Source organism: Streptomyces sp. NPDC031049 (assembly GCF_055571015.1).
The window spans coordinates 175,882-196,023 of sequence record NZ_JBVIGC010000011.1 but is presented as its reverse complement, the minus strand read 5'-3'; the positions used below and the strand labels follow the sequence as shown (position 1 = coordinate 196,023).

General features: G+C 75.5%; 21 protein-coding genes. 14 read left to right on the top strand and 7 right to left on the bottom strand.

Annotation, left to right across the window (positions count from 1 at the left end; all coding sequences use genetic code 11):
- Positions 1 to 8 precede the first annotated feature (8 nt).
- Positions 9 to 539, bottom strand: coding sequence for a gamma carbonic anhydrase family protein (locus ACZ45Q_RS20290; RefSeq protein ID WP_468263021.1), 531 nt, complete (start codon positions 537 to 539; stop codon positions 9 to 11).
- Between the two features lie 107 nt (positions 540 to 646).
- Here ACZ45Q_RS20290 and ACZ45Q_RS20285 point away from each other — a divergent pair, with 107 nt between their 5' ends.
- The gene (locus tag ACZ45Q_RS20285) at positions 647 to 1,411 is read left to right on the top strand and encodes an acyltransferase (protein WP_468263018.1); all 765 of its coding nucleotides are present in this window, start codon (positions 647 to 649) and stop codon (positions 1,409 to 1,411) included.
- 43 nt (positions 1,412 to 1,454) lie between these two features.
- Here the strand turns inward: ACZ45Q_RS20285 and ACZ45Q_RS20280 are convergent, their stop codons facing one another.
- Positions 1,455 to 2,312, bottom strand: coding sequence for an EamA family transporter (locus ACZ45Q_RS20280; RefSeq protein ID WP_468263015.1), 858 nt, complete (start codon positions 2,310 to 2,312; stop codon positions 1,455 to 1,457).
- A gap of 110 nt (positions 2,313 to 2,422) precedes the next feature.
- On the opposite strand from ACZ45Q_RS20280, the gene ACZ45Q_RS20275 reads away from it, so the two are divergent.
- Together ACZ45Q_RS20275 and ACZ45Q_RS20270 are read left to right on the top strand one after the other, a co-directional pair.
- Positions 2,423 to 2,995 carry an XRE family transcriptional regulator gene (locus tag ACZ45Q_RS20275; RefSeq protein WP_468263255.1) on the top strand — a complete coding sequence of 191 codons (573 nt, stop codon included), beginning with the start codon at positions 2,423 to 2,425 and terminating at the stop codon, positions 2,993 to 2,995.
- 43 nt (positions 2,996 to 3,038) lie between these two features.
- Complete coding sequence (locus tag ACZ45Q_RS20270) at positions 3,039 to 3,596, top strand: YbaK/EbsC family protein (protein WP_468263012.1); 558 nt, start codon at positions 3,039 to 3,041, stop codon at positions 3,594 to 3,596.
- 114 nt (positions 3,597 to 3,710) lie between these two features.
- Here ACZ45Q_RS20270 and ACZ45Q_RS20265 read toward each other — a convergent pair whose 3' ends face one another.
- The gene (locus ACZ45Q_RS20265; RefSeq protein WP_468263009.1) at positions 3,711 to 4,853 is read right to left on the bottom strand and encodes a cation diffusion facilitator family transporter; all 1,143 of its coding nucleotides are present in this window, start codon (positions 4,851 to 4,853) and stop codon (positions 3,711 to 3,713) included.
- A gap of 79 nt (positions 4,854 to 4,932) precedes the next feature.
- On the opposite strand from ACZ45Q_RS20265, the gene ACZ45Q_RS20260 reads away from it, so the two are divergent.
- The 3 genes from ACZ45Q_RS20260 (at position 4,933) to ACZ45Q_RS20250 (ending at position 7,788) form a co-directional block, all read left to right on the top strand.
- Positions 4,933 to 5,292 (top strand): ArsR/SmtB family transcription factor, encoded by a 360-nt coding sequence (locus ACZ45Q_RS20260; protein WP_468263006.1) that lies wholly within the window; start codon positions 4,933 to 4,935, stop codon positions 5,290 to 5,292.
- A gap of 144 nt (positions 5,293 to 5,436) precedes the next feature.
- Positions 5,437 to 6,855: an aminotransferase-like domain-containing protein gene (locus ACZ45Q_RS20255; protein ID WP_468263004.1), complete on the top strand. Its 1,419-nt coding sequence runs from the start codon at positions 5,437 to 5,439 to the stop codon at positions 6,853 to 6,855.
- 87 nt (positions 6,856 to 6,942) lie between these two features.
- Positions 6,943 to 7,788 (top strand): alpha/beta fold hydrolase, encoded by an 846-nt coding sequence (locus ACZ45Q_RS20250; protein WP_468263001.1) that lies wholly within the window; start codon positions 6,943 to 6,945, stop codon positions 7,786 to 7,788.
- Here the strand turns inward: ACZ45Q_RS20250 and ACZ45Q_RS20245 are convergent.
- On the bottom strand, positions 7,785 to 8,192 hold the full coding sequence (locus ACZ45Q_RS20245) for a CoA-binding protein (RefSeq protein ID WP_468262999.1): 408 nt from the start codon (positions 8,190 to 8,192) through the stop codon (positions 7,785 to 7,787). The genes ACZ45Q_RS20250 and ACZ45Q_RS20245 overlap by 4 nt on opposite strands.
- 224 nt (positions 8,193 to 8,416) lie before the next feature.
- Between ACZ45Q_RS20245 and ACZ45Q_RS20240 the strand changes: the two genes are divergently transcribed.
- The 4 genes from ACZ45Q_RS20240 to ACZ45Q_RS20225 all read left to right on the top strand — a co-directional run bounded on the left by ACZ45Q_RS20240 (position 8,417) and on the right by ACZ45Q_RS20225 (position 13,910).
- Positions 8,417 to 8,959 (top strand): SixA phosphatase family protein, encoded by a 543-nt coding sequence (locus ACZ45Q_RS20240; protein WP_468262996.1) that lies wholly within the window; start codon positions 8,417 to 8,419, stop codon positions 8,957 to 8,959.
- A gap of 17 nt (positions 8,960 to 8,976) precedes the next feature.
- A complete protein-coding gene (locus ACZ45Q_RS20235) occupies positions 8,977 to 9,603 on the top strand; it encodes a YigZ family protein (protein ID WP_468262994.1) in 627 nt (208 codons plus the stop codon).
- Between the two features lie 115 nt (positions 9,604 to 9,718).
- Positions 9,719 to 10,882: an exonuclease SbcCD subunit D gene (locus ACZ45Q_RS20230; RefSeq protein ID WP_468262991.1), complete on the top strand. Its 1,164-nt coding sequence runs from the start codon at positions 9,719 to 9,721 to the stop codon at positions 10,880 to 10,882.
- Between the two features lie 34 nt (positions 10,883 to 10,916).
- On the top strand, positions 10,917 to 13,910 hold the full coding sequence (locus ACZ45Q_RS20225; RefSeq protein ID WP_468262988.1) for an AAA family ATPase: 2,994 nt from the start codon (positions 10,917 to 10,919) through the stop codon (positions 13,908 to 13,910).
- A gap of 6 nt (positions 13,911 to 13,916) precedes the next feature.
- Here the strand turns inward: ACZ45Q_RS20225 and ACZ45Q_RS20220 are convergent, their stop codons facing one another.
- Positions 13,917 to 14,363, bottom strand: coding sequence for an Lrp/AsnC family transcriptional regulator (locus tag ACZ45Q_RS20220; protein ID WP_468262986.1), 447 nt, complete (start codon positions 14,361 to 14,363; stop codon positions 13,917 to 13,919).
- 122 nt (positions 14,364 to 14,485) lie between these two features.
- On the opposite strand from ACZ45Q_RS20220, the gene ACZ45Q_RS20215 reads away from it, so the two are divergent.
- From ACZ45Q_RS20215 to ACZ45Q_RS20205, 3 genes are all read left to right on the top strand, one after another.
- Entirely contained in the window at positions 14,486 to 14,977 is a 492-nt protein-coding gene (locus ACZ45Q_RS20215; RefSeq protein WP_468262983.1) for a rhodanese-like domain-containing protein, read from the top strand.
- Between the two features lie 21 nt (positions 14,978 to 14,998).
- Entirely contained in the window at positions 14,999 to 15,517 is a 519-nt protein-coding gene (locus ACZ45Q_RS20210) for an immunity 21 family protein (RefSeq protein WP_468262981.1), read from the top strand.
- A 167-nt stretch (positions 15,518 to 15,684) separates the two neighbouring features.
- Positions 15,685 to 16,530 (top strand): SDR family oxidoreductase, encoded by an 846-nt coding sequence (locus tag ACZ45Q_RS20205; protein ID WP_468262979.1) that lies wholly within the window; start codon positions 15,685 to 15,687, stop codon positions 16,528 to 16,530.
- Between the two features lie 23 nt (positions 16,531 to 16,553).
- Here ACZ45Q_RS20205 and ACZ45Q_RS20200 read toward each other — a convergent pair whose 3' ends face one another.
- Entirely contained in the window at positions 16,554 to 18,242 is a 1,689-nt protein-coding gene (locus ACZ45Q_RS20200) for a DUF885 domain-containing protein (protein ID WP_468262977.1), read from the bottom strand.
- Positions 18,243 to 18,320: 78 nt separating this feature from the next.
- A complete protein-coding gene (locus ACZ45Q_RS20195) occupies positions 18,321 to 18,812 on the bottom strand; it encodes an Lrp/AsnC family transcriptional regulator (RefSeq protein WP_468262974.1) in 492 nt (163 codons plus the stop codon).
- 60 nt (positions 18,813 to 18,872) lie between these two features.
- On the opposite strand from ACZ45Q_RS20195, the gene ACZ45Q_RS20190 reads away from it, so the two are divergent.
- Positions 18,873 to 20,102 (top strand): trans-sulfuration enzyme family protein, encoded by a 1,230-nt coding sequence (locus tag ACZ45Q_RS20190; protein WP_468262971.1) that lies wholly within the window; start codon positions 18,873 to 18,875, stop codon positions 20,100 to 20,102.
- Positions 20,103 to 20,142 lie beyond the last annotated feature (40 nt).

Sequence of the window (20,142 nt, the reverse complement as noted above, 5' to 3'; positions counted from 1 at the left end):
CACCACGGTCAGTCCGCCACCGCGTCCCGATGCTCCCCGGCCAGCGCCGCGTACATCGTCCCGTTGAGGGTGACGCCCTGCCGCTCCTCCTCCGTCAGCTCCCGCCGCACCTTCGCCGGCACCCCCGCGACCAGCGACCCCGGAGGCACCTCCATCCCCTGCGGCACCAGCGCCTGCGCGGCCACCAGCGAACCGGCGCCGATCACCGCGCCGTTGAGGACCGTCGCGCCCATGCCGATGAGGCAGTCGTCGCCGACGACGGCACCGTGCACCACCGCGTTGTGCCCGATGGAGACCCGCTCGCCGACCGTGACGGGGAAGCCGGGGTCGGCGTGCAGCGTGCAGTTGTCCTGGACGTTGCTGCTCGCGCCGACGGTGATCCGCTCGACGTCGCCGCGCAGCACCGCCCCGTACCAGACGCTCGCGCCCGCGTGCAGGGTCACGTCCCCGATCACGGTGGCCGTCGGCGCCACGAAGGCCTCCTCGTCCACCTTCGGGTCTCTGCCGCCGATGCCCGTGATCAGCGCCTTGTGCGTCATCGTCGCCTCCTGGTCGGGTGATGTACGGCACGGTACGCCACCCGGTGGGGTGAAGATCACAGGGCTCCCGCCCCGTGGCCGGCGCGCCCGCTGAGTACCGTGAGCGGGTGCCGAAGCGCAAGAACACGTTCTCGTCCTGGCGGGGCCGCCTCGTACAGCGGGCCGTCCACGCGGGCTGGGCCTGGGTGCAGCGCACGGGCTCCGTCACCGCCGAGCGGCCCGGACGCTTCCGGTTCCGCGCGCTGGGCACCGGCACCCGGCTCGCCTTCCCGCTCGGCACGGTCTTCGGCGAGCCCTGGATCGAGCTGGGCGCCCACTGCATCATCGGCGAGCAGGTCACGCTGACCGCGGGGCTCATGCCCGACCTCGACCTCGGTCCGGAGCCGATCCTGCGCATCGGCGACGGCGTCGTCCTCGGCCGGGGCAGCCACGTCATCGCCGACACCACCGTCACGATCGGCAGCGACTGCTACTTCGGGCCGTACGTGTACGTCACGTCCACCAACCACTCCTACGACGACCCCCATGAGCCCATCGGCAAACAGTGGCCGCGGATGGAGCCGGTCGAGATAGGGCCCGGCTGCTGGATCGGCACCGGCGCGGTGATCCTGCCCGGCGCCCGCATCGGCCGGAACGTCGTCGTGGCCGCGGGCGCCGTGGTGCGGGGCACGGTGCCCGACCACGCCGTGGTCGCGGGCGCCCCCGCCCGGGTCGTACGCCGCTGGACCTCCGAGGAGGGCTGGCAGCCGCCGCTGCGGACCCCGGCTCCGGTGCCCATACCGGACGGGACCACTCCGGGCCAACTGCGCGCCCTGGCCGAGCTGGACGAGGCCGCGGTCGCGGACCTGGCCCGGCTGGACGCGGAGTCCTGACCCGGCGCGCCGGCTTTCCGGCTGCCGCCGTGCCGGCCCGTTCTCACCCCGTCGCCAGCAGCAACGTGCCCACCAGGGCGAGCCCGGCGCCCGCCGCCTGCACGCCGCGCAGCCGCTCGCTGAGCAGCCCGCGCGCCGCCAGGGCCGTCACCACCGGGTACAGCGAGGCGAGCACCGCGGCGACGGTGACCGGACCGTGCCGGGCGGCCAGCGAGTAGGTGCCGTTGGCCGCGACGTCGGCGAGGCCGACGAAGGCCAGCGCCGGCAGCGCGCGCCACGGGAAGCCGTCGGGGCCGAGGGCGGGAGCGCCGCGCCGCACGGACACGAACAGCGCGAGGCCCCCCGCCGCGACGTTGGTGACGCGCTGGACGAACAGAGCGAGGAAGAGCCCGGTCAGGGTGGTCGACGCCTCGGCGATCAGCGCCATCACCGCGCCGAAGCCGAAGGCCGCGACCAGGGTGAGGACGACGGCCTGCCGCTGCACCGGGGCGCCGCGCAGCTGCGGGCCGCCGGCGAGCACCACGCCGGCGACGGCGACGAGGATGCCGGCGAACTGGAGCAGCCCGGGGCGCTCGCCGAGCACCAGGCCCACGGCGACCGGGACGGCGACGCCGAGCGAGCCGAGCGGCGAGACGACGCCCATCGGGCCAAGGGCGAGCGCCTTGTAGAAGGCGAGCATCGCCACCGGCCCGACGAGACCGGCGGCCACCGCGAACCACAGCCTCGGTGTCGCCTCGCTCCAGGCCCCGGTGGCGACGACGATCGCGCCGAGCACCGCGACCGCGATGGTCTGGGAGACCACGACCACCGTCAGCGCGGGAGTGCGCCGGGTCAGCACCCCGCCGCCGAAGTCCGCTAGACCCCACAGCAGGCTGGTGGCCAGGGCGAAGAGCGCTGTCATGACGGGAGGGCCTCGCAGTACAGTTCGGTGGACGATCGGGTGCAGCAGACCATAGTTCAGTCTGGTGCACCCTGTCATCCAAAATGATGGACCACGACGACGGACGGAACGTGTCGGACCTCGATCTGCTGACCCAGTCCCTGGCCCGCAACGTCAAGCGCTGGCGCGCCGAGCGCGGCTTCACCCTGGACGCCCTGGCGGCCCGCGCCGGCGTCAGCCGCGGCATGCTCATCCAGATCGAGCAGGCCCGCACCAACCCCAGCCTCGGCACGGTGGTCAAGATCGGCGACGCCCTCGGCGTCAGCATCACCACCCTCCTCGACTACGAGCAGGGCCCCGCCGTCCGCATCGTCCCCGCCGAACAGGCCGTCCGGCTGTGGCGCACCGACGCCGGCAGCTACAACCGCCTGCTCGCCGGCACCGAGGCCCCCGGCCCGGTGGAGATGTGGGACTGGCGGCTCATGCCCGGCGAGTCCAGCCCCTCCGACCCGCACCCCGCGGGCACGGTCGAGCTGGTGCACGTCACCGCCGGGGAGCTGACCCTCACCGTGGACGGCACCGAGTACCGCGTCCCGGCCGGCGCCAGCGCCTCCTTCGAGGCCAACACCCCGCACGGCTACGGCAACGCGGGTGAGGTGCCCATGGAGATGATCATGGCCGTCTCGGTGCCGCCCGTCCGCTGAGACGGCCGGTCACCGCCCCGGCCGCCCTTGCTAGCGTGCCGGCATGCAGGCACCCATCGGACACTTCGACACCGCGACCCCCGCCCCCGAGGCCCTCGACGAGCTGACCGCCCCGGTCGCCGACGCCGTACGCCGCTGGAGCGGCAGCGTCCCCGCCGACCAGATCGTCTACGTCGACACCGACCCGCAGTGGGCCGACACCGCCGTCTTCGTCGAGCACTACGGCCGCGAGCTGCTCGAACAGTCCGCCAACTGCGTGGTCGTCACGGGCAAGCGGGGCGGCGGGACCACGCTCGCCGCGTGCGTGGTGCTCTCCACCACGCGCGTCGACGTCAACGGCGTCGTCCGCCGCCACCTGGGCGCCCGCAAGGCCTCCTTCGCCCCCATGGACACCGCCACCGGCGAGACCGGCATGGAGTACGGCGGCATCACCCCGATCGGACTGCCCGAGGCCTGGTCCGTGCTGGTGGACTCGGCCGTCGTCGACCTGCCCTACGTCCTCGTCGGCAGCGGACGCCGGCGCGGCAAGCTGCTCGTGCCCGGCAAGGCCTTCGCGGAACTGCCCGGCGCGGTGGTCCTGGAGGGCCTGGGCGTCGCCTGACCCGGGGGCCCGCGTGGTGGCCCCGCGACGGGCCGGGCGCCTGTGGGCCAGTGGGTCAGGTGGGTCAGTGGGTCAATGGGCCGGTGGGCCAGTGGGTCAGGTCGGCCAGGGGCGTCAGGCCGGCGTGGTGTGGTGGGCCAGCGCCAGATGCGGGTCCGCCTCACCCGGTGCCGGCGCCGGATCGGCGTGCACCAGGGCCGCGGTGAGGCGCGGCACGGCGTGCAGCAGCGCGTGCTCGGCGTCCACGGCGGTGCGGTGCGCCTGACGCAGCGTCGCCTCGCCGTCCACCACGACCGCGACCTCGGCGCGCAGCCGGTGCCCGATCCAACGCAGCCGCAGCTCGCCGACCTCCCGCACGCCCGGCACGTCCAGCAGCGCCCGCTCCGCGCGGTCCACCAGCGCCGGGTCGACGGCGTCCAGCATCCGCCGGAACACCTCGCGCGCCGCGTCCCGCAGCACCAGCAGGATCGCGGCCGTGATGGCCAGCCCGACCAGGGGGTCGGCGAGCCGCCAGCCCACAGCCGCACCCCCGGCGCCCAGCAGCACCGCCAGGGAGGTGAAGCCGTCGGTACGGGCGTGCAGGCCGTCGGCGACCAGCGCGGCGGAGCCGATGTCACGGCCGACGCGGATGCGGTAACGGGCCACCCACTCGTTGCCGGCGAAGCCGACCAGCGCGGCCGCCGCGACCGCCGGGACGTGCTCGACGTCGCGCGGGTCCAGCAGCCGGTCCACCGCCGTCCACCCCGCGAAGACCGCCGAGGCGGCGATCGTCAGCACGATCACGAGGCCCGCCAGGTCCTCCGCCCGGCCGTAGCCGTAGGTGAAGCGGCGGGTGGCCGCGCGCCGGCCCAGCAGGAAGGCCACGCCCAGCGGGACGGCGGTGAGCGCGTCCGCGGTGTTGTGCACCGTGTCGCCGAGCAGCGCCACCGACCCGGAAGCGGCCACGACCAGCGCCTGGAGCAGTGCCGTCGCGCCGAGCACGGCCAGCGACACCCACAGCGCGCGCAGACCGCGGGCGGAGGACTCCAGGGCCGGGTCCACCTTGTCGGCGCTTGCGTGGGAGTGCGGCGTGAGGAGATGGGCGAGACGGTGACGCCGTCCGGCGGTGCGCGGGTGGTCGTGGTGCCCGGGACCGCCGGGGCCGTCCTGGCGCCGATGGCTGTCGTGGTGGCCGTGGTGGTCGTGGCGGTCGTGGTGCCGGAGGCCCTCGGGGTGGTGGTGGCGGTGCCGGTGCCCCTCGTCGTGCTGGTCGCTCACGGATTCCCCTTCCGGTCGTGATCCGGTCGCGTCGGTCACGGAGCTGGACGTGCGACGCCCACGGCCCCATTATGTGCGTATGAGCGCACGCATGCACCTATCAGATGCGCACGATGCGCATCCGCACACCCCGAGCGAGGAGCAACTGGCGCTCGCCGCCGAACTCCTCGCCCTGCTCGGCGACCGGACGCGGCTCGCGCTGCTGCACACCCTCACCACGGGGGAGGCGGACGTCACCACGCTGACCGAGGCGTGCGGCGCGGCCCGGCCCGCCGTCAGCCAGCACCTGGCCCGGCTGCGCCTGGCCGGTCTGGTGCACAGCCGCAAGGAGGGCCGCCGGGTCGTCTACTCGCTGCGCGACGGACATCTGCGCCGGCTGGTGGGCGAGGCGCTGAACGTGGCCGACCACCGTCTCGGCGACCGGCCGGCCCACGACTGAGGCCGGCCGGGGACGGGTGCGGCCCGCGCCTCAGCCGGCGGTCCCCGCCCCGAGGGAGGGCGGAACGACCGCGCGCGGGTCTCGCGCGGGGGCGGAGCGGTCCGTGCGGGCGGGGCGTGAGTGGGCCGGGGGTTTACTGGTGACGTGCACGACTACCAGCGCATCGCCGACCGGATCGCCGCCGACATCCTCAGCGGGCGGCTCGAGCCGGGCCGGCGGCTGCCCCCGCAGCGGGCCTTCGCGCGCCGCCGGGGGATCGCGCCGTCGACGGCCGGCCGGGTCTACGCCGAACTCGTCCGGCGCGGACTGGTCGTCGGCGAGGTCGGCCGCGGAACGTTCGTGCGGGCCGCGCCCGTACCGTCCGGCCGGGCGCTCGCCGAGCCGTCCACCACCGCACCGGTCAACCTGGAGCTCAACTACCCCACGGCGGAGGACCAGGCCGGTCTCCTCGCCCCGGCCCTGGCACCGCTGCTGCGCCCTGACGTGCTGGCGGAGGCGACCCGTACCGCACCGGCCGCGGGCACGCCGGCCGCACGCGAAGCGACCGCCGCCCTGCTCGCGACAGCCGGATGGCGGCCCCCGCCCGACCGGATCCTGTTCACCGGCAACGCCCGCCAGGCCATCGCCGGCGCGCTGGCCGCACTGGTCCGGCCGGGTGGACGGGTGGGCATCGACACGCTGACCTATCCGCTGGTCAAGGACATCGCGGCGCGGCTCGGCGCCACCCTGGTCCCGCTCGCCGGGGACGCGGACGGCATCCTTCCCGAGGCCGTGACCGAGGCCCATCGCAGGGCGCCGCTGTCGGCGCTGTACCTGCAACCGACGCTGCACAACCCGACGTCGGCGACCATGCCGGAGGACCGCCGCCGGCGACTGGCGGATCACGTGCGCCAGGCGGACCTGCCGGTCGTCGAGGACCGCGTGTGGTCCTTCCTCGCGCACGGCACCGAGCCGTTCGCGGCCCACGCCCCCGAGCGCACGTACGTGGTCGACGGACTGTCGAAACGGGTCGCCCCGGGGCTGACCGTCGGCTTCCTCGCCGTACCCGGCGGGCGGGCCGGGGAGGTGGGCGGCGCACTGCGGTCGGGCGGCTGGACCGCGGGGCGCTTCGCGCTGGACGCGGCCCAGCGGTGGATGACGGACGGCACCGTCACGCGGCTGGTGCGGGCCAAGCGCACCGACGCCGCACGCCGGCAACGGCTGGTCGGCGAGCACCTGCGGGGATTCGCCGTCCAGGCCGACCCGCGGGCCTATTACGCTTGGTGGCGCCTGCCGCAGCCGTGGCGGGCGGACACGTTCACCGCCGCCGCGGCCGCCCACGGCATCGCGGTGACGCCCGGACCGTCCTTCGCGGTGCCGGCCGCCGGGCCGGGCCGGGCCGGGTCGTCGGGCCCCGCCGTCCCCGGGGCGACGGACAACCGCACGCAGTCCGTCCCCGCGGCGACGGACTGCGTGCGGCTCGGCCTGGCGTCCGTACCCCTCGAAGCGCTCGAACGGGCCCTCGGAACGCTCGCGAGGGTGGCCCGCGGCGGCCCGCCGGAAGCGGGCCCGGCACCACGCTGACGCGACGCCGGCGACGCCCGAGCGACATTGCACCGAGGGCAATGTTTTCATTGCACCGAGAAGACCCGCGCTTCTAGGGTCGACGGCATGACTTCCCGTCTCGCACACGAGACCGGGGACGCGACCGGTGCGCCGTCCGCGCTGCCCCTGGTCCTCGTCCACGGCCATCCCTTCGACCACACGATGTGGGCGCCTCAGGTCGCCGCCTTCTCACCCGGACGCCGGGTGATCGCACCGGACCTCAGGGGCTACGGTGCCGCCACGCGGGTCACCGGCCGCGCGACCCCGCTGTCGGTGTTCGCGGAGGACATCGAGCGGCTGCTCGACACGCTCGGTGCCGACCGGTGCGTGCTCGGCGGTCTGTCGATGGGCGGCCAGATCGTCATGGAGTGCTGCGCCCGCTTCCCCGAGCGGGTGCGCGGCGTGCTGCTCGCCGACACCTTCGCCGCACCGGAGACGCCCGAGGGACGCACCGCCCGCAACGACATGGCGGACCGGCTGCTGCGCGAGGGGATGCGGGGCTACGCCGACGAGGTCCTGTACAAGATGGTCGCCCCCCACGCGGCCCCGGCCGTCGCGGCCCACGTGCACCGCATGATGACCGGCACCGATCCGCGGGGTGCCGCGGCGGCGCTGCGGGGCCGTGCCGAACGCCCCGACTACCGGCCGGTGCTGGCCGGCCTGGCCGTCCCCGCGCTGGTCGTCGTCGGCGCCGAGGACGAGTACACCCCTGTCCACGTGGCCCGGTCCCTGCACGACCTGCTGCCGGACTCCGACCTCGTCGTGATCGACGGCGCCGCCCACATGCCCAACCTGGAACGGCCCGACGACTTCAACGCCGCCCTGGCCGCCTTCCTGCGCCGGTGCGACGGACCCGCCCACGCGGACGCCGTGGATGCCGTGGACGGCAGCCGGGGCCGCGTCGGCTCCTAGCCCAGGCGCGGGATCTCGATCGCCGGGCAGCGGTCCATCACCATCTCCAGGCCCGCCGCCCGGGTCCGGTCGTACGCCGCCTCGTCGATCACGCCGAGCTGGAACCAGACCGCCTGGGCGCCCTTGGCGACCGCCTCGTCGGCGACCGGCCCGGCCAGGTCGCTGTTGACGAACACGTCGACCACGTCGACGTCGAAGGGGATGTCGGCCAGCGTGGCGTAACCCCGCTCGCCGTGCACCGTCTCGGCCTTGGGGTGCACCGGCACGACACGCTTGCCGAAGCGCTGCAACACCTCCGCCACGCCGTACGCCGCGCGCTGCCGGTTGGCGGACAGACCCACCACCGCCCAGGTGTCGCCCAGCTCGGTGAGGATCTTGCGGACGGTTGCCTCGTCGCCGTACACCGGCGGCCTCCTTCGGCTCCTGGACACGCTCTCCTCCCCGGCAACGGCCGGCGCCCCGCGGAGATTCCCGGTGCCCCACCGACTGCGCGCCCCGGGCCGGCGGCTTACCCTCGCCCTGTGCCGCCCGCCGTCCGTCCCGCGCCGCCCACCGCCGGCCACGAGGGGTGCGCCCGCACCCACCGGCGCCCCGCTCCCGCCGGTGCCCGTGGCCCGGGGGCCGCGACATGATCGAGCGCGCGGGTGCGGGCCCGCTGCGCCGGCTCGTCGTCCTGCGGCACGCCAAGTCGGCCCGCCCCGAGGGCGTCGCCGACCACGACCGCCCGCTCGCCGGACGCGGCCGGCGCGACGCCCCGGCCGCCGGACGCGCGCTCGCCGAGGCCGACTGCCTGCCGGACCTCGCCCTGTGCTCCACCGCCGCACGCGCGCGTGCCACCTGGGAACTGGCCGCCGCCCAGTGGGGCGCGCCCCCGCCGGTGCGCCTGGACCCGCGGCTGTACGGCGCGGGCGTGGCCGAGCTGCTCGCGGTGGTGCGCGAGACGCCCGCCGACGTCGCCACGCTCCTGCTGATCGGCCACAACCCCGGGCTGGAGGACCTGGTCCTGGCCCTGGCCGGCGACGCCCTGGGCGACGGCCTGGACCGGGTCCGGGCGAAGTTCCCCACCTCCGCCGTCGCCGTACTGGCCTGGCACGGCCCCACCTGGCGCGCGCCGGCCCCGGGCACCGCCCTGCTGACCGCGGTCATGGTGCCGCGGGGCCGCCGGGCGTGAGCACATAGGCTGGCCGGATGCAGGACGAGTACCGCACCGTCGCCCGCGCGGGTGTGCACGAGACCGAGGTCAACCGCTCGCGCTTCCTGTGCGCCCTCGCGCCGGCCGGCACCGAGCGGGAGGCCCAGGAGTTCGTCGCGGCCGTGCGCAAGGAGCACGCGGACGCCAGCCACAACTGCTGGGCGTACGTCGTCGGTGCCGACGCCGCGATCCAGAAGGCCAGCGACGACGGCGAGCCCGGCGGCACCGCGGGCGTGCCCATGCTCCAGATGCTGCTGCGCCGCGACATGCGGTACGTCGTCGCCGTCGTCACCCGGTACTACGGCGGCGTCAAGCTCGGCGCGGGCGGGCTCATCCGCGCCTACGGCGGAGCGGTCGGCGAGGCCCTCGACACGCTCGGCACGATCACCCGGCGCCGGTTCCGGCTGGCCACGGTCACCGTCGGCCACCAGCGCGCCGGCAAGCTCCAGAACGACCTGCGCGCCACCGGGCGGGAGGTGCGGGGCGTGCACTACGGGGAGGCGGTCACCCTGGAGATCGGCCTGCCGGACGCCGACGTGGACGCCTTCCGGGCCTGGCTCGCCGACGCCACCGCCGGGACGGCCGGGTTCGAGGTGGGCGGAGAGGCGTACGGGGACGCGTGACCGGACCGCAGAGCCGGGCAAGGCAGGCATAGCGGGACCAAGTTCCGGGGTGTGAACGGTCGATACGGGAGTAACCGCCCGTGGTGTCGGACCCGGCCGTTAGTCTCGGGGGATCATGAGACTGCTGCACACGTCCGACTGGCACCTGGGCCGCGCCTTCCACCGCGTGAACATGCTCGGCGCCCAGGCCGCCTTCATCGACCACCTCGTGGCGACCGTGCGCGAGCACGCCGTCGACGCCGTGGTCGTGTCCGGTGACGTGTACGACCGGGCGGTGCCGCCGCTCGCCGCGGTCGAACTGTTCGACGACGCCCTGCACCGCCTCGCCGGTCTCGGCGTCCCCACGGTGATGATCTCCGGGAACCACGACTCCGCGCGCCGACTCGGCGTGGGCGCGGGCCTGATCGGCCGGGCCGGCATCCACCTGCGGACCGCGCCCGCCGAGTGCGGCACCCCCGTACTGCTCCGCGACGCCCACGGGGACGTCGCCTTCTACGGACTGCCCTATCTGGAACCCGCCCTGGTCCGGGGCGAGTTCGGGGTCGACAAGGCCGGGCACGAAGCCGTGCTCGCCGCCGCCATGGACCGGGTCCGGGCCGACCTCGCCACCCGCCCCCACGGCACCCGGTCCGTCGTCCTCGCCCACGCCTTCGTCACCGGAGGCGAGCCCAGCGACAGCGAACGCGACATCACCGTCGGCGGGGTCGCCGCCGTCCCCGCCGGCGTGTTCGACGGCGTGGACTACGTGGCCCTCGGCCATCTGCACGGCTGCCAGACCATCACCGGGCGCGTCCGCTACTCCGGCTCCCCGCTGCCGTACTCCTTCTCCGAGGCCGCGCACCGCAAGAGCATGTGGCTCGTCGACCTGGACGCGGACGGCACGGTCAGCGCGGAGCGGCTCGACTGCCCCGTGCCGCGCCCGCTGGCCCGGCTGCGCGGCACCCTGGAGGACCTGCTCGCCGACCCCCGGCTGACCCCGCACGAGGAGGCCTGGGTCGAGGCCACCCTCACCGACCCCGTCCGCCCGGACGAACCCATGGTCCGGCTCACCGCACGCTTCCCGCACACCCTCAGCCTCGTCTTCGACCCCGAGCGCCCCGCCGAGGACCCGGCCGTCTCCTACGCCAGGCGGCTCGCCGGGCGCAGCGACCAGCAGATCGCCGAGGACTTCGTCGCCCATGTGCGCGGTGCCGGACCCGACGACCGGGAGCGGACCGTGCTGCGGGACGCCTTCGACGCGGTGCGCGCCGACGAGGCCGTCCGGGAGGTGGCGCGGTGAGGACGCCGGCCGCACCACCGACGGGGGAGGCCCGATGAGACTGCACCGGCTGGACATCACCGCGTTCGGGCCCTTCGGCGGCACGCAGACCGTCGACTTCGACGAGCTGTCCGCCGCCGGGCTCTTCCTGCTGCACGGCCCGACCGGCGCCGGCAAGACCTCCGTCCTGGACGCCGTCTGCTACGCCCTCTACGGCTCCGTGCCCGGCGCCCGCCAGAGCGCCCAGGGCCTCACCCTGCGCAGCGACCACGCCGCGCCCGGCACCCGCACCGAGGTGCGTCTCGACCTCACCGTCGCCGGACGGCGGCTGGAGATCACCCGGCAGCCGCCCTGGGAGCGGCCGAAGAAGCGCGGCAGGGGCACGACCGTCGACAAGGCCCAGACCTGGCTGCGCGAGTACGACGCCACCACCGGCACCTGGAAGGACCTCAGCCGCTCCCACCAGGAGGCCGGCGAGGAGATCACCCAGCTGCTCGGGATGAGCCGGGAACAGTTCTGCCAGGTCGTGCTGCTGCCGCAGGGCGACTTCGCGCGGTTCCTGCGTGCCGACGCCGAAGCCCGCGGCAAGCTTCTCGGCCGGCTGTTCGACACCCGTCGCTTCGCCGACGTCGAGAAGCGCCTCGCCGACCGCCGCCGCGCGACCGAGGCCCAGGTGCGCGACGGCGACGCCGAGCTGCTCGCCGACGCGCACCGCATGCAGCAGGCCGCAGGCGACGCCATGGAACTCCCCGAGCTGGCCCCCGGCGACCCCGGCCTCGCCGAAGCCGTCCTCACCGCCGCCGCCCTCGCCCGCAGCACCGCCCGCGAGCAGCTCAGCGCCGCCCACCTCCGGCTGTCCGCCGCCGAGGCCGCGCAGGCCGCCGCCGAGCGCGAACTCGCCGGAGCCAGGGAACTGGCCCGCCTCCAGCGCCGGTTCGCCGAGGCCCGGGAGCGGGCGGCGCGCCTCGCGGAGCGGGCCGGTGCCCACCGCGCGGACCAGGACCGCATGGACCGCGCCCGCAAGGCCGAGACCGTCGCCCCCGCCCTGGAACTGCGCGAGGCCGCCGACGCCGACCACCGGCGCGCGGCCGGTGCCGAGGCCCACGCGCGTGCCCTGCTGCCGAGAGCCCACGCCGACGCGGGCCCCGCGGGACTGGCCGCCGCCGCACGCCGGGCCGCCGAGGAACTGGGCGGCCTGGAATCGGCCCGCCGCGCCGAACGCCGCCTGGCCGAACTGGTCGCCGAACGCGCCGGCCTCGACCGCGACGAGCGCGCCGACCAGGACGTCCGCCAGGAAGCCGAGAGCTGGCTCGCCGGCTGGGAGACGACCCGGGACGCCCTCAGACGGCGCATCGAGGACGCGCAGGAGGCCGTCACCCACGCCGAACGCCTCGCCGACCAGCGCGAGAGCGCCGGGCGGCGGCTGACGGCGGCACGGCGGCGCGACCGGCTCGCCGAGGAGACCGCCGACGCCCGGCGGCGTGCCCTCGCCTCGGCCGAGCGCGCCGTCGAGGCCCGCACCCACTGGCTCGACCTGAAGGAGCAGCGGCTGAACGGCATCGCCGCCGAACTCGCCGCCGGCCTCACCCCCGGCGAGCCGTGCGCCGTCTGCGGCTCCACCGACCACCCCGCGCCCGCCCGCAGGGTCGCCGGCCATGTCGACCGGGCCGCCGAGGAACGCGCCCTCGCCGCCCACCAGGCCGCCGAGGAGCGGCGCGCCGAGGACGAACAGCGCCTCGGCGCCGTCCGGGAAGCCCTCGCCGCCGCCACCGCCGAGGCCGGGGACGCCCCCGCCGACGCGCTCGCCCGGGAGGCGGAGGAAGGGGAACGCCGCCTCGCCCGGGCCCGTGCCGCCGCCTCCGGCCTGCACGCGGCGCAGGAGGAACTGCGCCGCCTGGAACAGGAACGCGAACAGCGGATCGCCGCCCGGCAGGAGGCCGCCGTCCGGGCCGCCTCCCGCGTCGGCCACCGCGAGCGCCTCGACCGCGAACGGGCCGCACTGGAAGAGGAGCTGGCACAGGCGAGAGGCGACGCGGAGAGCGTGGCCGCGCGCGCCGCCCAGCTGGAGCGGAACGCCGCCCTCCTTGCCGACGCCGCCGAGGCGGCCCGCGTCGCCGAGGACGCCGCCCAGCGGCTCAAGGAGGCCGACGCCCGGCTCGCCGACGCCGCCTTCCGCGCCGGGTTCGACACCCCGCAGGAGGCCGCCGGCGCCCTCCTCGACGCCGGCGCCCACCGCGAACTGCAACGCCGTCTCGACGCCTGGCAGACCGAGGACTCGGCCGTCCGCGCGGTGCTCGCCGAGGCGGACACCGCAGCCGCCGCCCAGCAGCCGCCCGCCGACCTCGCCGCGGCGGAGACCACCGCCCAGGAGGCCGCCCGGCGGCTGCGCGAGGCGGCCTCCGCGCGCGACGCCGCCGCCCGGCGCTGCGCCGAACTCGACCGGCTCTCCGCCCGCGCCGGCGCCGCCGTACGCCGGCTCGCCCCGCTGCGCGAGGAGCACGCCCGCGTCGCCCGCCTCGCCGGCCTCACCGCGGGCACCTCGGCCGACAACGACCGCCGGATGCGCCTGGAGTCGTACGTGCTGGCGGCCCGTCTGGAGCAGGTCGCCGCCGCCGCGACCGTACGGCTGCGCCGCATGTCGGCGGGCCGCTACACCCTCGTCCACTCCGACGACCGCAGCGGCCGCGGGCGCAGCGGCCTCGGCCTGCACGTCGTGGACGCCTGGACCGGGCGCGAGCGGGACACCTCGACCCTCTCCGGCGGCGAGACGTTCTTCGCCTCGCTCGCCCTCGCCCTCGGGCTCGCCGACGTCGTCACCGAGGAGGCCGGCGGGGTCCGCCTCGACACGCTCTTCATCGACGAGGGCTTCGGCAGCCTCGACGACCAGACCCTGGACGAGGTCCTCGACGTGCTCGACTCCCTGCGCGAGCGGGACCGCAGCGTCGGCATCGTCAGCCACGTGCCCGACCTGCGGCGCCGCATCCACGCCCAGCTGGAGGTCGTCAAGGGGCGGACCGGGTCGGCGCTGCGGCAGCGGGGCGCGGCCTGAGCGTCCTCAGCGGCCCAGCGGGCGCCGGCGCAGCGGCGAGGAGTAGACGACGCTCGTGGTGACCGAGCCGAGCGCGCCGATCCTCCCGGACACCTCCTCCAGGTGCCGCATGGAACGGGCCGCGACCTTGATGACGAAGCAGTCGTCACCGGTGACGTGGTGCGCCTCCAGGATCTCCGGGGTGACGGCGACCAGGTCGTGGAACGGCTTGTAGTTGCCGTTCGGATAGCGCAGCCGGACGAACGCCAGGATCGGCAGTCCCAGCCGGTCGGGATCGACGACGGCCGCGTACCCCTGGATGACCCCGGCCTCCTCCATGCGCCGGACCCGCTCGGTGACCGCGCTCGCGGACATGGAGACGGCACGTGCCAGCTCGGCGTAGCTGGCGCGTCCCTCCCGCTGGAGGACGTCGAGGATGCGCCAGTCGGTGGCGTCCGGGGAATACGCGGTCATCCCGGATTGGTAGCAGGGCAATCCCCGGCGGAGCAAGGGGTGCGCCGTCGATCGTCCCTTCTGACCCGGGTCGCCCGCCCGTAGATTTCCCGGTCAGGAGCCCGATGAGGAAAGGCAGGACCATGAGTGCCACCACCGTCGATCCCGCATCCGCCGACCCCGTGCTGCGCGTTCCCCCCGCGCCCCCGGCCGAGGCCGCCGCCCACTTCCGGGCGAGCCTGGCCTTCCACGCCGACGTCTCCGACGTCGCCGCCGCCCTCGCCGCGGACGGCGGCCCCGGCTTCGTCCTGGTGGACTCCCGTTCCACCGAGGCCTGGGACCAGGGCCGCATCCCCGGGGCGGTCCACCTGCCCACCGCGCTCGTCCCCGAGCGGGCCCCGCACCTCCTCGACCGGTCCGTGCCCGTCGTCACCTACTGCTGGGGCCCCGGCTGCGACGGCGCCACCCGCGCCGCGCTCGCCCTCGCCGAACTCGGCTACCGGGTCAAGGAGATGCTCGGCGGGTTCGAGTACTGGGTGCGGGAGGGCTTCGCGTACGACACCCGGCGGGGCCTCGCGCGGCGCCCCGCCGATCCCCTGACCGCACCCGTGGACGCGGCGGACTGCGGCTGCTGACGGACGTGTAGGTTCTGCCGCATGGTGCGATACGCGGAACCGGGTGTGGTGGACTGGGTCGAGTCGGGCGGCGGGCCGCTCGTCGCCGTACCGGAGACGGTGCTGCCGTTCTGGACCGGCGCCGACGGTGAGGAGACGGCGTCCGACTACGACCGGGCCTGCGAGGTCGACGGACAGGTCGGGCTGCTCCCGGTCGGCGACGCCACCGCCCTGGTGCTCGGGGACGAACCCGCCTCGACCGCCTACCTGCCGGACCACGGCACCTTCGTCCGGTGGTGCGCCGCCGACGACGAGGACGAACTGCTGGCCGGCGTCCCGGACGCGCTGCGCACCGCGGAGTGGGAACCGGAGGTGCGCTGGGACGTGCCGGGTGCGGTACGGCTGTTCGACGCGGCCTGGCCCGGCGGCGAGTCGACCGGCACCGACCATGTGACGGTGGCCCTGGAACCCGGGCGGTACGAGGTGCGGGCCGCCCATGTGCGGCCCGGGCCGGAGACCTGGGTGGGGCTGGTGCAGCTGCGGCGGCTGGGACACCGGTAGCGGGAAGGGGGGCGTCTTCCGGGGTGCCCCCGGCGCGTCGGCGGCGGGTGCGGGTCCCGGCGTGGCCGGTCGCGCGGTTCCCCGCGCTCCTGGGTGGGTGCGGAGGCCCGGCGCTGTGACGGTAAAGCGTGTGCGACGGGCCCGGGTGCCGGGTGATCATGGGGGGCATGCCCAGACTTCCGCAGCCCACTCCTGACCAACTGCGCCGTGACCCGCTGCCGTTGCGCGGGCGGACCGCGCTCGTCACCGGCGCCAGCCGGCGCGGCGGCATCGGTCACGCGGTGGCCCGCCGGCTCGCCGCGTACGGCGCGAGCGTCCACCTGCACCACCACGTCCCGCACGACGCCGGCATGCCCTGGGGCGCCGACCGCATCGAGGACGTGGTCGCCTCCGTCCGCGGCGCGCTCGGCGACCCCGAGGCGACGGTGACCGCCGGGCCCGCCGACCTCGCGGACCCGGCCGCGCCCGCCGCACTCGTGGCCGGCGCCGCCGAGGCGCTCGGCGGACGGCTCGACATCGTGGTCGCCAATCACGCCCTCAGCGGCAGTGACGGCACCCTGGACCAGATCGACGCCGCCATGCTGGACGCGCACTGGGCCGTCGACGCCCGCTCGGTGCTGCTGCTCGTCCAGGCGTACGCCCGACACCGCGCCGCACTCCCGCCGCGCACCCCCGGCGGGCGCGTGATGATGATGACCTCCGGACAGGACATCGCCGGCGGCATGCCCGGCGAGATCGCCTACGCGCTCCAGAAGGGGGCGCTCGCCTCCATCACGCGCTCCCTCGCGACAGCCCTCGCCGAGCAGGCCGTCACCGTGAACACCGTCAACCCCGGCCCCGTCGACACCGACTACCTGACCGGCGCGGACTACGACGCCATCGCGGCGCTCTTCCCCGCCGGGCGGTGGGGCATGCCCGACGATCCGGCCCGCCTCATCGCATGGCTCGCCACGGACGAGGCGGAGTGGATCACCGGTCAGGTCATCGACAGCGAGGGCGGCTTCCGCCGCTGAGCGGTCCGCGCCCGGAACCCGCCTCAGAGCCGCGCCAGCTCGTCCACCAGGTCGTCCAGGCCGAGCGAGCCCTGCGAGAGCGCCGCCATGTGCCAGGCCTTGAGGTCGAAGGCCTCGCCGTGGCGCGCGCGGGCCTTCTCCCGGCCCAGCAGCCAGGCCCGCTCACCGAGCTTGTAGCCGATCGCCTGGCCCGGGATCGTCAGGTACCGGGTCAGCTCGCTCTCCACGAAGTCCGCCGGCCTGCTGCTGTGCGCACCGAAGAACTCCTGTGCCAGCTCCGGAGTCCAGCGCTCGCCCGGGTGGAACGGGGAGTCGTCCGGGATCGCCAGCTCCAGGTGCATGCCGATGTCCACGATGACCCGGACGGCCCGCATCATCTGCGCGTCCAGGTACCCGAGCCGCTGTTCGGGGTCCGTCAGGAAGCCCAGCTCGTCCATGAGCCGCTCCGCGTACAGCGCCCAGCCCTCGGCGTTGGCGCTGACCATCCCGACGGAGGCCTGGTAGCGGGAGAGGTTCCGGGCCACGTGCGTCCACTGCGCGAGCTGGAGGTGGTGGCCGGGGACGCCCTCGTGGTACCAGGTCGACACCAGGTCGTAGACCGGGAAGCGACTCTGGCCCATCGTCGGCAGCCAGGTGCGGCCCGGACGGGAGAAGTCCTCCGACGGCGGCGTGTAGTACGGCGCGGCCGCGCTGCCCGGTGGAGCGATGCGCGACTCCACCTTCCGCACCCGCTCGGCCAGTTCGAAGTGCGTGCCGTCCAACGCCTCGATCGCCTGGTCCATCAGGCCCTGCAACCAGTCGCGGACCTCGTCCACGCCCTCGATGTGCTTGCCGTGCTCGTCCAGGTGGGCCAGCGCCGCCCACGGTGTCTCGGCGCCCGGCAGGATCTTGTCGGCCTCCTTGCGCATCTCGCCGAGCAGCCGGTGGTACTCCGCCCAGCCGTAGGCGTAGGCCTCGTCCAGGTCGAGGTCGGTGCCGTTGAAGTAGCGCGACCAGCGGGCGTAGCGCTCCCGGCCGACCGTGTTCGGCGCGCCCTCGATCGCCGGCGCGTACACGTCGCGCATCCAGTCCCGCAGCTCCACCACGGCCGCCGTCGCCGCCCGGGCCGCCTCGTCCAGCTCGCCGCGCAGCGCGTCGGGCCCGGCGGACGCGAAGTCCTCGAACCAGCCCCGGCCCTCGCCGGTGTCCGCCCACTCGCCGAGCTGCTCGACGAACGTGGCCGCCGGCCGCGGCGCCGCGTACAGCTCGCGCTCCAGGCCCAGCGCGAGGGACTCGCGGTACCCGGCCAGCGCGGCCGGCACCGCGCGCAGCCGCTCGGCGATCCGCGCCCAGTCCTCGTCCGTCTGCGTGGGCGTCACGGTGAACACCTCGCGCACCGAGTGCGCCGGCGTGCCCATGTTGCCGACCGAGCGCAGCCCTTCCTGCGCCTCGTGCACGGCCAGCTCCGCGGTGAGCCGCTCGCGCAGCAGCCGGGCGCAGCGCCGCTCGACGTCACTGTCCCCGCCGGGCCGGCGCTCCGCCTCGTCCAGCCGCGCGAGCGTGGTCCGGGCCAGCGCGGCCAGCGCCTCCTGGCCGGCGGGCGAGAAGTCGGGCAGACGGCTGGAACTCTCCGGGACGCCGAGATAGGTACCGGTGACCGGGTCGAGGGCGATGAGGTCGTCGACGTAGGCGTCGGCGACCTCGCGGGGCAGCGGGCTCTTGGTCTCTGACATGCGGACATCCTGATACGGACACCGGTGCCGCGTCAGCCTCGTTTCCCCGGCCCACGCCCGCGGGCGGCCCGATTTCGCTCACGGCGTGGCGCCCGGCGCGCCGGGCGGCAGCAGGGGCCCGCAGTCCCACTGCTGGAAGATCAGCCGCGTCTCCACCCGGGCCACCTCCCGCTGCGAGGTGAACTCGTCCAGGACCAGCCGCTGAAGATCCGCCATGTCCGCCACCGCGACATGCACCAGGTAGTCGTCCGCACCGGTCAGGTGGAAGACGGTCCGCGACTCCGGCAGCGCCCGGATCCGCTCCACGAACGGCCCCACCAGCTCCCGCCGGTGCGGCCGGACCTGCACCGACAACAACGCCTCCAGGCCACGGCCGAGCTTGGCCGGATCGAGCTGGAGCCGATGGCCGAGGATCACCCCGGCCCGGCGCAGCCGCGTGACCCGGTCCAGACACGTCGAGGGGGCCACCCCGACCTGGGCGGCGAGATCGCGGTACGTCGTCCGGGCGTCGTTCTGCAACAGCCGCAGCAGATGAAGATCCACCGGATCCAGTACGACAGATTCCGCCATTGGCCGAACGTAGCACGGTCCTCTCCGCTCGGGCACCGGCCGGTGTTCACTCTTCCGGCCATGGACACTGCGCGCACGCACACGTCACCATCCGACGACGTACGCACCACCGCACCGGCCGCCGGCCCCACCCGGGCACTGGCCACCGAGGCCGTGCACGCCGGCCGCGACGATCTCGCCTGGCAGGGCCTGCACGCCCCGCCCATCGACCTGTCCACCACCTACCCCTCGTACGACAGCCGGGGCGAGGCCGAGCGCATCGACGCGTTCGCCACCACCGGCGCCGAACCGGACGGCCCGCCGGTCTACGGACGGCTGGGCAACCCGACCGTCGCCAGGTTCGAGACCGCCCTGGCCCGGCTGGAGGGCACCGAGGCCGCGGTCGCCTTCGCCAGCGGCATGGCCGCGCTGAGCGCCGTGCTGCTGGCCCGCGGTTCCATGGGGCTGCGGCACGTGGTCGCCGTGCGCCCGCTGTACGGATGCAGCGACCATCTGCTCACCGCCGGGCTGCTCGGCTCGGAGGTGACCTGGACCGATCCGGCGGGCGTCGCGGACGCCCTGCGCCCGGACACCGGTCTGGTGCTGGTGGAGTCCCCGGCCAACCCGACCCTCGCCGAGGTCGATCTGCGGGCGGTCGCCCACGCCTGCGGTTCCGTGCCGCTGCTGGTGGACAACACCTTCGCCACGCCGGTCCTCCAGCGGCCCGCCGAGCAGGGCGCCCGGCTCGTGCTGCACAGTGCCACCAAGTACCTGGGCGGGCACGGCGACGTGCTGGCGGGCGTGGTGGCCTGCGACGAGGAGTTCGCGGGGCTGCTGCGGCGGATCCGGTTCGCCACCGGCGGCGTCCTGCACCCGCTGGCCGGCTATCTGCTGCTGCGCGGCCTGTCCACGCTGCCGGTGCGGGTGCGGGCCGCCTCCGCGAGCGCCGCCGAACTCGCCCGCCGGCTCGCCGCCGACCCGCGCGTCGCCCGCGTCCACTACCCGCGGATCGGCGGCGCCATGGTCTCCTTCGAGGTGCACGGCGACCCGCACGAGGTGATCGGCCGGGTGCGGCTGATCACGCCGGCCGTCAGCCTCGGCAGCGTCGACACCCTCATCCAGCACCCGGCGTCCATCAGCCACCGCATCGTGGACGCCGGCGACCGGCGGGACGCCGGGGTGGGCGACCGGCTGCTGCGGATGTCCGTGGGCCTGGAGGACGTCGACGACCTGTGGGCCGACCTCGACCGGGCCCTGGGCGAGCGGACCGAGGCGGTCCCGCTGCGGGAGGCGCTGTCCGGGGCCGAGTGACGCGGGGCGGGCCGGGAGCCGCGGCCGGGGTGGGGCCACC